At 37.0% G+C, this 15489-nt stretch carries 14 protein-coding genes and 1 pseudogene; 7 read left to right on the forward strand and 8 right to left on the reverse strand.

Annotated elements, in window-relative coordinates; all coding sequences use genetic code 11:
- Nucleotides 1–135 precede the first annotated feature (135 nt).
- The 4 genes and pseudogenes from A0F92_RS16050 to A0F92_RS06880 all read left to right on the forward strand — a co-directional run.
- Nucleotides 136–216, forward strand: a pseudogene (locus A0F92_RS16050) (DUF2442 domain-containing protein); the annotation flags it as partial.
- A gap of 289 nt (nucleotides 217–505) precedes the next feature.
- The gene (locus A0F92_RS06870) at nucleotides 506–1144 is read left to right on the forward strand and encodes an SCO family protein (RefSeq protein ID WP_068243356.1); all 639 of its coding nucleotides are present in this window, start codon (nucleotides 506–508) and stop codon (nucleotides 1142–1144) included.
- A 16-nt stretch (nucleotides 1145–1160) separates the two neighbouring features.
- Nucleotides 1161–1580: a Fur family transcriptional regulator gene (locus A0F92_RS06875; RefSeq protein ID WP_068243362.1), complete on the forward strand. Its 420-nt coding sequence runs from the start codon at nucleotides 1161–1163 to the stop codon at nucleotides 1578–1580.
- A gap of 56 nt (nucleotides 1581–1636) precedes the next feature.
- Nucleotides 1637–2200 (forward strand): TlpA family protein disulfide reductase, encoded by a 564-nt coding sequence (locus A0F92_RS06880; RefSeq protein WP_068243366.1) that lies wholly within the window; start codon nucleotides 1637–1639, stop codon nucleotides 2198–2200.
- Nucleotides 2201–2290: 90 nt separating this feature from the next.
- Here A0F92_RS06880 and pdxH read toward each other — a convergent pair whose 3' ends face one another.
- The 5 genes from pdxH to A0F92_RS06905 form a co-directional block, all read right to left on the reverse strand.
- Nucleotides 2291–2935, reverse strand: a complete 645-nt coding sequence (pdxH, locus tag A0F92_RS06885; RefSeq protein WP_068243700.1) for a pyridoxamine 5'-phosphate oxidase — start codon at nucleotides 2933–2935, stop codon at nucleotides 2291–2293.
- 87 nt (nucleotides 2936–3022) lie between these two features.
- Nucleotides 3023–6088: an efflux RND transporter permease subunit gene (locus tag A0F92_RS06890; RefSeq protein ID WP_068243368.1), complete on the reverse strand. Its 3066-nt coding sequence runs from the start codon at nucleotides 6086–6088 to the stop codon at nucleotides 3023–3025.
- A 52-nt stretch (nucleotides 6089–6140) separates the two neighbouring features.
- Nucleotides 6141–7199 (reverse strand): efflux RND transporter periplasmic adaptor subunit, encoded by a 1059-nt coding sequence (locus tag A0F92_RS06895; protein WP_068243371.1) that lies wholly within the window; start codon nucleotides 7197–7199, stop codon nucleotides 6141–6143.
- Between the two features lie 196 nt (nucleotides 7200–7395).
- A complete protein-coding gene (locus tag A0F92_RS06900; RefSeq protein ID WP_068243374.1) occupies nucleotides 7396–8355 on the reverse strand; it encodes a nitrilase family protein in 960 nt (319 codons plus the stop codon).
- A 321-nt stretch (nucleotides 8356–8676) separates the two neighbouring features.
- Nucleotides 8677–9654 (reverse strand): c-type cytochrome, encoded by a 978-nt coding sequence (locus A0F92_RS06905; protein WP_068243376.1) that lies wholly within the window; start codon nucleotides 9652–9654, stop codon nucleotides 8677–8679.
- A 258-nt stretch (nucleotides 9655–9912) separates the two neighbouring features.
- On the opposite strand from A0F92_RS06905, the gene recA reads away from it, so the two are divergent.
- The 3 genes from recA to A0F92_RS06920 all read left to right on the forward strand — a co-directional run bounded on the left by recA (nucleotide 9913) and on the right by A0F92_RS06920 (nucleotide 12103).
- A complete protein-coding gene (gene recA, locus A0F92_RS06910; RefSeq protein WP_068243379.1) occupies nucleotides 9913–10938 on the forward strand; it encodes a recombinase RecA in 1026 nt (341 codons plus the stop codon).
- 132 nt (nucleotides 10939–11070) lie between these two features.
- Nucleotides 11071–11538, forward strand: a complete 468-nt coding sequence (locus tag A0F92_RS06915; RefSeq protein ID WP_068243383.1) for a methylglyoxal synthase — start codon at nucleotides 11071–11073, stop codon at nucleotides 11536–11538.
- Nucleotides 11539–11593: 55 nt separating this feature from the next.
- Complete coding sequence (locus A0F92_RS06920; protein WP_068243385.1) at nucleotides 11594–12103, forward strand: GNAT family N-acetyltransferase; 510 nt, start codon at nucleotides 11594–11596, stop codon at nucleotides 12101–12103.
- 93 nt (nucleotides 12104–12196) lie between these two features.
- On the opposite strand, the gene leuB is transcribed toward A0F92_RS06920, so the two are convergent.
- The 3 genes from leuB to leuD are packed head-to-tail and all read right to left on the reverse strand — an operon-like array spanning nucleotide 12197 to nucleotide 15470.
- Complete coding sequence (gene leuB, locus A0F92_RS06925; protein WP_253810245.1) at nucleotides 12197–13276, reverse strand: 3-isopropylmalate dehydrogenase; 1080 nt, start codon at nucleotides 13274–13276, stop codon at nucleotides 12197–12199.
- A 15-nt stretch (nucleotides 13277–13291) separates the two neighbouring features.
- Nucleotides 13292–14818 carry an alpha-isopropylmalate synthase regulatory domain-containing protein gene (locus A0F92_RS06930; RefSeq protein WP_068243387.1) on the reverse strand — a complete coding sequence of 509 codons (1527 nt, stop codon included), beginning with the start codon at nucleotides 14816–14818 and terminating at the stop codon, nucleotides 13292–13294.
- A 55-nt stretch (nucleotides 14819–14873) separates the two neighbouring features.
- Nucleotides 14874–15470: a 3-isopropylmalate dehydratase small subunit gene (gene leuD / locus A0F92_RS06935; protein WP_068243390.1), complete on the reverse strand. Its 597-nt coding sequence runs from the start codon at nucleotides 15468–15470 to the stop codon at nucleotides 14874–14876.
- Nucleotides 15471–15489 lie beyond the last annotated feature (19 nt).

A 15489-nucleotide genomic window follows, 5' to 3' on the forward strand; every position in this document is an offset into this window, starting at 1 on the left:
TTTCTTATAAACACTTCTGAAAGATAAAAAATTACGCTGGGACACCCAAGACACCAAAAATAAAATAAACAAATAATTGATAATCAATAACTTAGAAAAATATCTATTTAATGGCGAGGAAAACAGGAGGTATCACCTTCCGGGTATGGTATTCATTGGCCACTTATTGATGAGGATTTATCAATAGAAGCAATTCTTAAAACATACGGGAACTAATTGCATACTGCTTTGCTGTAACCTTTTCATTTGCAGTAATAAATTTTAAGTAATTCTTGAATAATTGAGTAATTTCTTCTCCATTTTGTTCAATTAGGCTGACCATTTATTACCGTTTGCTTTACAATTATCTTAAATTTTGTAACCAACTAAATTCTTTTTTAAAAACAGGTGAATTGTTAAAGTTTACGAAGAATATACGATCTATTTAGGAATTGAATGATGGCACTATTACACAAAATACATTTATCTGAACGTTACCGTAAATTTGTAGCCTAAATTTGAGCAGATGAATAAGAAGAAGGCTTTAGGTTATGGATTATTTTTTATTGGATTAACTGCTGTTTTCATGTTTGTTATTTCAAGAGTAACCGACATGTTTAAGCGAAGTACCCTAACGGAAAGAAGTACGGTGCAACCTTTCCGTTTTGCCAATCAGGATGGAAAAGATATTACCAATGCAGATGTTGCAGGCAAGGTATGTGTTGTTAATTATTTTTTTACCACTTGTAAAGGCATTTGCCCAAGAATGAACAACAATTTAAAATCCATTTATGAAACGTTTAAAGGACGACCAGATTTTATGATACTTTCACACACCTGCGATCCTGAAACAGATTCAGTGCCAAGAATGAGAAGGTATGCAGACTCGATGCAGGTAAATACCCAACAATGGGAGTTTTTAACGGGAAGAAAAGACAGTTTGTATAAAATGGCACGTTACAGCTATGGCATTGATGATCCTAAAAATGCTGTAAACGACATAAAAGATGATTTTATTCATACCCAATTTGTAGCACTGGTAGATAAAAACGGCATTGTACGCGGCCAGGTGTATGATACGCTGAAAAAAGATGAATTAGATAAATTAAAACACGATATTGAGGAATTATTAAAAGAACAACCCGATAATAACACGGCGAAATAAAATACCTATTTGCAATATGCCCGATGCAATCAATTCAATATTAAAAAAAAGCAGTTTAAGTATTACCCCGAGCAGACTGGCTATTTTGCAACTGTTTCATCAATCAAACGGTGCACTAACCCATGCTGCAATTGAAGAAAAAACCGGTGATCAGTTTGATCGGGTAACTATTTACCGCACATTGCAGATTTTTGTTGAGAAAGGTTTAATTCACACCATTCCCAGTCCGGATAATTCTATTTTATACGCATTATGTAAAGATACCTGTACAGAAGGCCATCACCACGATAACCATATTCATTTCATCTGCGACAAATGCGGCACCACATATTGCCTAGACCATATTATATCGCCGGCCATTGCATTGCCCAAAGGTTTTCAAACCAATCAAACCGATGTACTCATTAAAGGTTTGTGTGCACATTGTAATCAGTAAACATATAAAAAAATAAATAAAACAAAAAAATTTTTAAAATTTAAAACTATAGATTCATGTCAATAAAACAAATAACAACCAAATTTTTAATACTTGTATTTGTTACAAGTTTTATCACATTTACAGGCTGTAAAAATAGTGGCAATAATGAAAATATGCAGGCTCCAGGTAGCAACTCAGTTCCGCCGCCTCCACCACCTGCTGTTAACAGCAATGCCAGTGCATTACCAATATTCAATATAAAAAATGCAGCCGGAAATGTAATCAACATCAAAGATGCATTTAAAGGAAAAAAAGTTTTAGTAAATCTTTGGGCCACCTGGTGCCCGCCCTGCCGTGCCGAAATGCCTTCTTTACAAACTTTATACAGCAGCACCGACAGCAGTAAAGTGGCTTTTGTATTTCTTTCAATGGATGATGATTTTAGCAAAGCCATTCAGTTTATGAAAGATAAAAGATATACCATGCCCGTGTATTATCCTGCGCAGGAACTTCCTGCTTTATTTAATGTAGAGGGGATACCCACTACTTTCATTTTTGATGCCAACGGGAAGATTATTCACCAGCAAACCGGTATGGGCGATTATACCAGTCCGGAAATAAAACAATTACTTCAATAAAATAAAACTTGCGGAATAATTGTGCAATTAAATGTTACTCAATTATAAAAAACCAAAGCATAGCCAACAGAAACAGTAAACCCATTACCGTTATGGCGCCAGTCGAACTTTTTTCCAGCTGCCATCGGGTTGTAAAGTATATTGAATCCTGTCGTGCAGCCTATTGCTTCTACCCTGCCAAAATTCAATGGCAGTAGGCCTTACCACATACCCACCCCAGTGCTGAGGGCGTGGAATAGCAGTTTCTTTAAATTTATTTTCAAACAACAATACCTCATTTTCCAAAATTGACCGATTAGCTATAACAGCACTTTGAGGCGATGCCCAGGCACCAATACGGCTGCCCACAGGCCTTTGTTGAAAATAGGCATCACTTTCTGACGCAGGAACTTTTTCTATCAAACCCTGTATACGCACCTGTCGCTCTAATTCTTTCCAAAAAAATACCAATGCAGCATGTGGATTTTCTTCTAACTCCTTGCCTTTATGGCTATTGTAATTGGTGTAGAAAACAAAGCCGTTTTCACTATAATCTTTCAACAATACAATACGGGCCGAAGGTAACCCTGTTTTTGAAGCAGTAGCTAACGTCATGGCATTGACTTCATCAATTTCACTTTCAATAGCCTGTTTCCACCAGGCTTCAAACTGAGTAAACGGATTATCTGCACAATCTGATTCGTCAAAAGATTGCAACTTATAATCTTTCCGGATATTCGCAATATCTAAACGCATTTTTTTGTACAAAATTAATGGTAAGTATACAATGCATGTACTGATTTTCATCAGTTCATACAAATTGACAAATTAAAAGCACCTGCCTTATTCAATAATCTCAAACTCTTTACGCTTGTGTTTTCCGGAAATATACGTGTATACAGCAGGAATAACAAACAGGGTAAGAATTAGTGAAAACAAAATACCGCCTACCACAACAATACCTAAGGGAATACGACTGGTTGAAGCTGCCCCTAAACTCAGTGCAATAGGCAAAGCGCCTAATGAAGTAGCCAGACTCGTCATTAAAATAGGCCTTAAGCGCTGCGTAGCAGCCTGCACAACTGCCGCTTCTTTTTCTAACCCATTGCCTCTTTTTTGATTAGCAAATTCTACAATCAAAATACCATTTTTAGTAACAAGGCCAATCAACATAATCATACCAATCTCAGAAAATATATTGAGTGTTTGGTGAAAAAGAAACAAACTAAGCAAAGCACCTGCCAGCGCCAGTGGTACGGTTAACATAATGGTAAACGGATCCAGAAAACTTTCGAACTGAGCCGACAATACCAAATAAATCAGTATTAATGCTAAGATAAAAGCAAACAGAATGTTAGAAGAACTTTCTGCATAATCCCGGGACGGGCCATTCAGCGCCGTGTGATAAGTTTCATCTAACAACCGATTTGAAATGGCCTGCATGGCTTTAATACCATCGCCAATGGTTTTACCTTCAGCCAATGAAGCAGAAATAGTAGCCGATTTATAACGATTGAAGTGATATAACGTAGCCGGGTTACTGTTTTCTTCTAAATGAACAACCGCATCCAAAGGAATAATTTCGCCTGTTTTAGAACGAAGAAATACATTTTTAATATCATCAGGATTATTCCTTCCTGACCGATTAATCTGTGCAATTACCTGATACTGATAACCATTCATGATAAAATAAGCCAATCGTCCACCACTGAATGCAGCCTGAATGGCACCAACCACATCAGCAGTACTTAAGCCCAGGTCTTTTACTTTCATCCTATCAACTGTAAGTTGTACTTCCGGTTTATTGAACTTGATATTAACATCTGCATTGGCAAAAGTTTTATCCTTCCGAACCTCTTCCAAAAACTTTGGAATAATATTTTTTAGTTTATTCAAATCCTGATTTTGCAAAATAAATTGAATAGGCAAAGAACCTCTTGAACCCAAACCAACAGAAATAGTTTGCTCCTGAATAGCAAAAATGCGGGCATCATTAAACCGGCCTAATTTTTTTTGAAGATCATTGGCTATATCTGCCTGGCTGCGTGTTCTGAATGCAGGATCAATTAAGCCCAAACGCGGCTGTGATGTGTTGCTTCCCGGTCCAGCAGGTGTTCTGGCAAAAACAAAATCTCTTTCTGGTATAGAGTCATACAAATAATTGGCAAACTTATCTACAAAGTTTACCATATAATTATAACTGGTGCCTTCCGGTGCCGTTACCACAAAACGAATACTGCTGCGATCTTCAACCGGAGCCAGTTCTGTTTGCAAGTTTTTAATTAAAAAACCAATTAATACCAAACATATACCAACAATAACCCAGGCCATCCATCTTATTTTCATGAAGCCTAGCAAAGTACGTTGGTATAAAGCCTCCATACCGGTAAAAAAAGGTTCTGTTTTTTTATAAAACCAACCTTCATGCGCATTTTTAGTGTTTAAATAAACGTTTAAAACAGGTGTAATGGTTAAAGAAACAAAAGCAGAAATTAAAACAGCGGCAGCCAGTGTTACTCCAAACTCTCTAAACAGGCGGCCCACAAATCCTTCTAAGAAAATAACCGGCAGAAATACTACCGCCAACGTAATGGAGGTAGATATTACTGCAAAGAAAATTTCTTTACTGCCTTCTAAAGCAGCCTTCCTTATCGGCATGCCTTCCTCTAACTTTCGAAAGATATTTTCGGTTACTACAATACCATCATCCACCACCAAACCCGTTGCCAGTACAATACCTAACAGGGTTAGAATATTGATGGAAAAGCCGGCAATATACATTACAAAGAAAGTTCCGATTAATGAAATGGGAATATCGATTAACGGTCGCAATGCAATGAGCCAGTTTCTGAAAAAGAAGAAAATAACCAATACCACCAAGGCAAAAGAAATGAGTAATGTTTCTTTTACCTCGGCCAAACTTTTTCGGATATTGATGGTATTATCTATTAATACATGAAACTGAATATCAGATTTGTTGGAAGATTCTATTTGTTTAAGACGGCGATAAAACTCATTCGCAATTTCAATATTATTGGCGCCGGGTTGTGGAATAATAGCTAACCCTACTGCATTGACGCCATTATACTTCCAGGATTGCTCTAAATTTTCAGGCCCTAATTCAACTATTGCTACATCGTTCAGCCGTACAATGCCGGTTGAATCTTCTTTTATAATTAAATCGCGGAATTGTTGTTCATTGGTTAAACGCCCCATAGTTCGTATCACCATTTCGGTATTATTACCATAAATTTTACCGGGTGGTAATTCAATGTTTTCAGTTTTGAGCGCATCACCAATATCGGTAAAAGCAACATTATGTGCCAACATTTTTGCCGGATTTAGCCATAGTCGCATCGCATATCTTTTCTGTCCGAATATATTAATGGAACTTACATCTTTAATGGTTTGCAATTGCTGTTGCAAAACTGTTTCGGCATAATCACTTAATTCCAATAAGCTTTTAGTGTGGCTTTGCACGGCCAATATTAAAATAAAATCGCTGTTGGCATCGGCTTTTGAAACTGTTGGTGGTGCATCTATATCTTGCGGAAGTCCCCGTTGTGCCTGCCCTACCTTATCACGCACATCGCTGGCTGCTGCTTCTAAATCGGTACCCAAATTAAATTCAACGGTAATTTGGCTGCTGCCCAAACTACTGGAAGAAGTAATAGAGCGAATGCCGGGTATGCCATTAATTTGCTTTTCTAATGGTTCTGTAATCTGGCTCTCAATAATATCGGCATTGGCGCCGGTATAATTGGTGGAAACGGTAATAATCGGAGGATCGATTGCCGGATAATCGCGAACAGCCAAAAAAGTATACCCCACTATTCCGAATAAAATAATAATGAGGTTCATCACAGTAGCTAATACCGGACGTTTTAACGATAAAGCAGATATATTCATGTATCAGTGTATCTATAAGTTGAACAATAGCAGAAACCCGGGTGGGATGGCATTAATTACTAAAATCAGCCAGTTGTTTAATGCTTCTCACCTGAACTGCATTTTGCGGACGGGCAAATAAAACGCCTGTTACCACAACAGAATCGCCAGGCTGAATACCCTTTGTAATTTCAATAGCATCGGCTTGCCGTAAACCCGTTTCTACATTTACAAAAAAAGCTTTTCCATGCTTCACTAATACTGCCTGTTTATTTTTATCATCGGGTATCAGTGCATTGGTAGGTACTAAAATGGCTTTTTTATCCTGGTTAGTGGCTACCAATACTTTCACAAAAGCACCGGGGTTAACCCCTCCTTCTTCCAATACAGCTCTTACCTTAATATTACGGGTAGCTGTATTAATTTGTGGTTCAGCGGCAATAATAGTGGCTTTTTGTATCGGTTTAACAGCGGCATCGCTTTGCACCATAACGGTATTGCCTTTGCGAATATAACGGGCATACTCTTCCGGCAGGGTAAAATCTATTTTAACCTGATTCAATTGTTGCAAAGTGGCAATGGTATTGGCAGGTGTTAAATATGCACCCAGACTTACCTGTCGCAATCCCATTACACCATCAAATGGAGCTTTAATTACCGTTTTATCAATCAGCGCCTGGGTATACGCCATATCTGCCCGTATACTTTCTACCTGGTTTAGTGATGCATCATAATCGCTTTGATTAATGCCATTAATGGCGAGTAATTTTTTGTTACGTGCCGCTGTAATTTCAGCCAACTGCAACAATACGCTCGATTTAGCCAATTGTGCCTGCAAATCGGCATCATTCATAGTAGCAACAACAGTGCCTTTGGTAACATATTTACCTTCGGGTACATTCAAATAGGAGAGTCGGCCACTTACTTCAGGTTTTAGTTCAACATATTCATTGGCAACAACAGTTCCATTGGCTTCAATTTGCGAAACAATATTCTGTGGCTTTGCTATTAATACATCTACAACCGGTGTAACCGATGGTGGTGTTTGGGCAGCATTGTTTTCTTTTTTGCTATGGCATCCATATATAAAAATAGCAAGCGGTACAATTACTGCAAGAATGGGTTTTATCATTGAAACAGCGGGTTAAAGTTTGGTTGCTAATATAGCCAAAAATAAAAGGTGGGAACGTATATCAGGGATGAATGGATGAAACCCTTGAATTTTAGATTCAAAAGAAGGTATTTGAAAATGCGAAGTAGTGCTATAAAGGGGTTAATTCTATTCAACCGTACATAGGATACCTTGTTCTAGTTATTAGCGGCAGTTTTTATTTTTTTTCATCAGTGTTTAGCCATACAACCGTCTGTTCCGATTTGTGATTTTGCCCAATAATGTCCTTATACAATTCTGGTTTCCTTGCTTTAATATAACGATGTCCACCGGCTTGAATAAGTTTTTCCGGGGTGATAGTGGCTGTTACCAAACTGTCTTCAAAAATGCAACACTCTGCAAGAATATCGCCGAAAGGGTCAATTATCATAGAGCATCCATTTTTTAATTGGTCATCGTCCATGCCTATTGGATTTGAAAAAACGACATATACCCCGTTATCATATGCTCTTGCGGGCAACCATTTCATTAACCAATCTCGTCCTTTCATCCCGTCAAATTCTAATCGTAATGATGTTGGATCAGCTTCTCTATTTTCCCAAAGTTTCGGGTCAATAAATCCCGAACCTGGCCGTGTGGAAGGGGTACACATAGTAACATGCGGCATAAAAATGATATTAGCTCCTAAAAGTGTTGTAGCTCTTACGTTCTCTATTACATTATTATCATAACAAATCAGGATTCCACATTTCCATCCATGAATTTCAAAAATGCAATACGCTTTTCCTTCCGTTAAATAAGGGTTAATGAAAGGGTGCAGTTTTCTATATTTTGCAACCAGACCATTTTTATCAACACAAACATAGGCATTAAATAAATTGTCATTTTTATCTTTCTCAAACAAACCTGCCAGTATAATGATATCAAATTTATTTGCAATTTTTTTCAGTTTTAAAATACTTTGACCTTCAGGAATGAATTCTGCTAAATCAAGCATTTGCTCTTTTGAAAGTTGTCGTGCAAAAGTATATCCAGTAATAGAACATTCATGAAATGCAATCACATTAGAACCTTCTTTAGATGCCTTTTCCGATAGTTTTTCAATAATGGAAAGATTGTAATTCTTATCGCCACTTTTGTTCTCAAATTGAGCCGTAGATATTTTAAATTTGTTCATTTATAATATTTTTAAAAAATTATCATGATAAAAAAGTTTGTATTGATCTAATTATGCGTTGCTATACCATAAAAAATTATCAAAAGTTATTGTAGTTTTTACAAAGTTCATATTCAGTGTTCTCCTTATAAGTATTTGATTTACAGCTCAAATAAAAAACATTGGTCAGAATATTAGAGAGATCCACCACAATTTTAAGTTAAACTTAGCGACAGTTAACATTTTTTGTATTCATCTTTAATAGACAAATTATGATACAACGGCAATTCAACTAAAACGTCAGGAAACTTTGTCCCTACCACTCAATATATCGATTTTTTACTATTTATTTTGAATGGCATTCAATTCAAAATGCTGCACTTTGTTTTTGATAGGTGGTAAGGATTTTAAATAAACATAAATCGCTTCCAAATCGCTTGTATTCATCCCCCCGTACATCGACCAGGGCATAATGGTATTTACTTTATCTGGCGTAATTGTTTCCAGATTGGCAGTATCACTATAGGTTTTAAATCGGGCTACAAAGCTTTCTTTACTCCAATTGCCAATGCCGGTAGCCGAATCGGGGGTAATATTGGCAGAAACGGTAATGCCATTTGGCATTTTAAATGCACGCCCACCTGCAAAAGCCAGTTCTGTTTTAAGGTTTCCTTGATCCTGTTGTGTATGGCATTCCATACAAGCGGCAATACTCACCAAATAGTGGCCATACAAAAGCGTTTCTGATTTTAAAGGTTTTTTGAGCGGTACTGCTTTTTGAGGCAGTGTATTTAAAATAAAGTTCATAGGGAAGTTGATGGAACGCGACTGAATATTATTTTGAATTGGGTGTAATGTTCTAATGTAGGCAATGATATCATACACATCTTCTTTATCCATTTTCCCAAAATAGGTATAAGGCATTACCGGAAAAATTGCATTCCCTTTTTTATCAACGCCTGTAGTAATAACGCGGTAAATTTCCCCGTCAGTCCAGTTTTTTAAATTAACCGGAGTAATATTTTTTGAATAAAATTTTCCGGGGAAACCGGATTCTACACCAAAATATTCACCACCTTCCCCTTCTGTACCCGGCACAATCGGTCCGGTAAACTTTAACCAGTTGCGGGTAGAATGGCAATCCATACAAACCGTAACATGATTGGCAAGATATGCCCCATGCCGCACCCGTTGCGGTGTAATTTCTACCGTTAAAACAGGCGCATTTTCTACATTTGGGAGGAAAAACTTAAGATATACGAGCAAGCCTGCTACCAATAATAGCAGCAACAAACCCACCCAAAAAAGTACTTTTTTCATGTAATTTATTTTTATTTTTTGAACTATTTAAAAAAAGAGACATGGGTTCATTTGGCAGTTATGCGGCACACTACTTAGCTTCTTAAGCCATTTAGAAATATACTGTACAGTTTTCAATCATGCAAGTAAACAACCGGAAAATATTTAGTTACAATAATTAAGTAATATTTTTAGCAATTTTTGCTAAATTTATTAGTGTGTGTAATTTTATTTCTATAACTTCGTGGCATCATTAATTTTGAAAGAAAATATACAGCTATGAGTAATGCAGATAAATTGAAAGCGCTGAAGCTTACCATGGATAAAATTGATAAAGACTATGGCAAGGGCAGTGTAATGATGATGAATGAAAAACCGGAAAGATTGAATGAGGTGGTTTCTACCGGTTCTATTGGTTTAGATATTGCACTGGGTATTGGAGGATTACCCAAAGGAAGAGTGATTGAAATTTATGGTCCTGAATCGTCAGGTAAAACCACTATTGCCACACACGTAATTGCAGAAGCACAGAAAAAAGGAGGCATTTGTGCCATTATAGATGCGGAACATGCCTTTGATAGTGTATATGCACAGAAGTTAGGGGTTGATGTAGATAATCTTTTAATTTCTCAACCCGATTATGGTGAACAGGCTTTGGAAATTGCAGACCGGTTAATTTTATCGGGCGCATTGGATGTAGTAGTCATTGACTCTGTTGCTGCATTGGTTCCGAAAAGCGAATTGGAAGGTGAAATGGGTGATAGCAAAATGGGTTTGCAAGCCCGTTTAATGAGCCAGGCTTTGCGAAAATTAACAGCAACCATCAGTAAAACCAATACCATTTGTATTTTTATTAATCAACTCCGCGAAAAAATTGGGGTAATGTTCGGCAATCCGGAAACAACCACCGGTGGTAACGCCTTGAAATTTTATTCTTCCGTTCGTTTAGATATTCGCAGAATTTCTCAAATAAAAGATGGAGACGAAGCCATTGGCAACCGTGTAAAAGTAAAAGTGGTGAAAAATAAAGTGGCGCCACCTTTCCGTTCTGCCGAATTCGATATTATTTTTGGACAGGGTATCAGTAAAATTGGGGAAATTATTGATATGGGTGTTGAATTAGGTATTGTGCAAAAAAGCGGTAGCTGGTTTAGTTACGATAGTAATAAATTAGGTCAGGGTCGTGATGCCGTTAAACAATTGCTGCTCGATAATCCTGATTTGGCCAATGAAATTGAAGCTAAAATCAGGGCTAAAATATTAGAAGCAGCAACTCCGGCTGAACCCATTCCGGCAAAACCATAATAAGTATTTTTGGATTTAACAGGTTAGTAAGTGTAAAGTCATCTCTCTTCTGGGAGATGGCTTTTTTTATAACCAATACCCAAAGTTTATGCGCAAATTGTATCTTCAAAGCTCCAAATAAAAACAAACAATATGGCCGAGTTTAGATTATTAGCAAAAAGAAAAAGAATTGCATTGGTAGCACATGATAATAAGAAAGCAGATTTAATGGCGTGGGCTGAATACAATAAAACAGTATTGGCCAAACACGAGTTAATTGCCACCGGTACCACCGGTAAATTAATAGAAACAGCCTTAGATCGGCCTGTAAAAAAATTATTAAGTGGCCCTTTAGGCGGCGATCAGCAAATTGGCAGTATGATTGCAACCGGCGAAATTGATATCATGATTTTTTTCTGGGATCCTATGGAAGCACAACCACATGACAGTGATGTAAAAGCATTGTTACGGCTTTGTGTAGCCTGGAACATACCCATGGCATGCGATCGTTCAACAGCAGATTTCATTATGACATCGCCTTTTATGCATGAACCATATGAACTTACACTACCGGATTATACGAATTATTTAACCAGAAAAATAGAAACATCGGAAAATTAATTTTTAATTCCTTTCACTTGTATTACATGCATTTTAAAATTATTAAATACATGCCATGTTGCCGGTAACTTTAAAAATTTGGCACAAAACAGATGCCGCTGCATTAGCTGTGATTGCCAATAACAGAAATATATTTAATCAGGTAAGAGATTCTTTTCCACAACCCTATACTGTTACCGATGCATTAAAATGGATTGAAATACATGGTTCAAAAAATCCTTATCAGAATTATGCAATTTGGGCAGATGATCAGTTAGTAGGAAGTATTGGTTTTGTGCCACAGGAACATGAGCGCCGGCATGTTGCTGAAATAGGCTATTTTATAGGGGAAGCTTATTGGGGTAAGGGTATTGCAACAACTGCAATACAACAATTATTAGCATTGATTGAACAAGAAAAAAAATATTCCAGAATAGAGGCATATGTATTTTCGAAAAACACAGCTTCAATGAAAGTGCTGCAAAGAAATAAATTTTACTTAGAAGGCATACAACACAAGGCAGCCATTAAAAACAACGTTATGTTGGACATTTATATATGGGTAAAGTTTTTAGAATCAAAATAAACAAGTTGCATCAACATACAGTTTTTAAAAATGTACGCTCATTCATCTGTTTACTTTGCTACAGAATACTTATCATTTTACAATTTGAAATAATTAAGCATTAAGCTGTTGCAGCACTATATCTCCCATTTGCTGCGTACCCAAAATTTTATCAGCAACTGTTGTTGCATCGGCAATATCACGGGTTCTAAAACCAGCTTTCAATACCGCATCAACAGCCTTTATGATGGTATTTGCTTCTTCTTTCAATCCAAAAGAAATATCTAACATTAATGCCACAGAAAGGATGGAAGCTAACGGATTAGCAATGCCTTTACCGGTTATATCGTGAGCAGAACCATGAATGGGTTCATAAACGCCGGTTCCATCGCCAATAGATGCAGAAGCCAGCATGCCCATTGAACCAGCAATTTGCGAAGCTTCATCGGTTAATATATCGCCAAACAAATTTGCGGTTACAACCACATCAAATCGTTTCGGATCTTTAATCAGCAACATAGCTGTAGCATCTACAAACTGATGTTCTACAGTTACATCAGGATAATCTAATGCTACCTGTTGTACCACTTCCCGCCACAAACGGCTGGTTTCAATAACATTGGCTTTATCTACCGAACATAATTTTTTTCGGCGTGTTTTTGCCGCTTCAAAAGCTTTTCGGGCAATACGTTCTACTTCATAACGGCTATATTCGGCTACATCATAAGCTGTATCACCATTATTTCTTCTTCCTTTTTCTCCAAAATAAATATCGCCGGTTAATTCCCGGAAAAACAAAATATCGGCACCCCTTAAAATTTCAGGTTTAATGCTGGAAGCGCCCAATAATTCGTCAAATAATTGAATGGGACGAATATTAGCATACAACCCCAACTCTTTGCGCATTTTTAATAAACCCTGTTCCGGTCGCAGTTTTGCTGTTGGATCGTTATCATATTTAGGATGACCCACAGCACCAAACAAAACCGCGTCAGACGCTTTCATTTTAACTAATGATTCATCCGGCAAGGGGGTACCGGTAGCCTCTATGGCCACATGCCCAATTAAAGCAGTATCATAAGTAAATTGATGCGAAAATTTGGTTGCAATGGCATCTAATACTTTTTTTCCTACTGCGGTTACTTCCTGTCCAATACCATCACCGGGAACTATTAAAATTTTTTTTTGCACCATAATTATTTACTTACTTTAAATCTGGTTCAACATTTTTTGTGTAGCTTTTATAGCAGATACTGTTTGATCGCTATCCAATCCTCTGGTTTTAAATTCGCGGTTCTGATAGCACCAGGTTATAATGGTTTCACATAATGCATCTGATTTTCCACCGGGGGGAATGCGCACTGCATAATCTGTTAATTGCGGCAGTTCCTTTTTCTTTAAGGCATAAATGTTTTTTAATGCATTCATAAAAGCATCATATTGCCCATCTCCCTGTGCATGTTCTTCAAATATTTCCCCTTCCATATTTATTTTCAGAGTAACCGATGGGCGCAGATTTTTTGAATGTGTTAAAACATAATTTTCAATATGTACTTTTTCTTCAATAGAATTACTGTCTAATACATCTGAAAGAATGTAAGGAAGATCAGATTGTGTAACCACTTCTTTTTTGTCGCCCAGTTCAATAATGCGCTGGGTTACTTTCTTCAAATCATCATCTGATAATTGAATGCCTAATTGCTGTAAGTTGTTTTCGATATTTGCCTTACCGCTGGTTTTACCCAATGCATATTTTCTTTGACGTCCAAAGCGTTCGGGCATTAAATCATTAAAATATAAATTGTTTTTTTTGTCGCCATCGGCATGTATTCCGGCAGTTTGTGTAAATACATTTTCGCCCACCACCGGTTTGTTAACCGGGATTCTGAAACCCGAAAATGTTTCAACCAATTTGCTTACGGTATACAACGATTTTTCGGCTACAGAAGTTTTTACATCTTTTACATAATCATTCAAAACAGCAATTGCACTGGCTAAAGGTGCATTACCTGCCCGCTCGCCCATGCCATTTACTGTTAAATGTAAGCCTTTGGCGCCGGCATTCACTGCTTCTAATACATTGGCTATGCTTAAATCATAATCGTTATGGGCATGAAAATCGAAATGTATATCAGGATAGCGCTGAACAATTGAAGAAATGTATGCTTTAGTTTCAGAAGGAATTAAAACACCGAGTGTATCGGGCAATAAAATTCTTTTGATTGGTTGCGTTGCCAGAAAGTCAAGATATTCAAAAACATAACCTTTAGAATGGCGCATCCCATTACTCCAGTCTTCTAAATACACATTACAATCAATTTTATGCTGTTGCGCCAATGCAATTACTTCGCCAACTTCTTTAAAATGTTGTTGGGGTGTTTTCTTTAACTGATGGGTTAAATGATTCAGCGAACCTTTGGTAAGCAGGTTCATCACTTTAGCCCCGGCTTCCATCATCCACTCAATTGAAGTAGTACCATCTACAAAAGTGAGTACTTCAATTTTATCGAGATAGCCATTATCACTTGCCCATTGTGTAATTTTTTTTACCGCCTGAAATTCACCCTCTGATACACGTGCAGAGGCAATTTCAATTCTATCTACTTTTACTTCGGTTAATAATAATTGTGCGATCGTTAATTTTTCTGAAGCAGAAAAAGATACACTACTGGTTTGTTCACCATCCCGCAGGGTAGTATCCATTATTTCAATGTGCCGCAGTTTATTTTCATGCATACGATACCTATCCTTTCCGGTTGTAAACTATTCGCATACAACCCATTATTGTCAATTAATAAAAACTTTTTTCAGTAAATGCCTGAATAGCCGGTTTAATGGATTGCAGATAATCTATATCATCAAACCCATTTAACATATTATGTTTTTTATATGTATTAATATCAAAAACAGCTATTTCACTGGTTGCTGCAATAGTGAATGTTTGAGCCGGCAGATCAACGATAAACTGAGCTTTAGGATCTGTTTCAATTGACTTGAAAATTTTTTCTAAAAATTCGGGGCTTACCTGTACCGGAAGAATGCCAATATTTAATGCATTGTTTTTAAAAATATCTGCAAAAAAACTGGATACCACGCAACGAAAACCATAGTCGTAAATAGCCCAGGCTGCATGTTCGCGGCTACTGCCACTACCAAAATTTTTTCCACCTACCAATATCTTACCCGAATACAGTGGATTATTTAATATAAAATCTTGTTTGGGTGTGTTATCAGGATTATAGCGCCAGTCGCGAAATAAATTATCACCAAAACCTGTTCTTTCTGTTGCTTTTAAGAAACGTGCAGGAATAATTTGATCGGTATCGATGTTCTCCATTGGCATGGGAACTGCAGTACTTTTTAAAACAGTAAATTTATCGTAAGCCATATCATGAATATTTGTATAA

It is taken from the genome of Hydrotalea flava (genome assembly GCF_001623405.1).
In the GTDB taxonomy this organism is placed as follows: Bacteria; Bacteroidota; Bacteroidia; order Chitinophagales; family Chitinophagaceae; genus Hydrotalea; species Hydrotalea flava.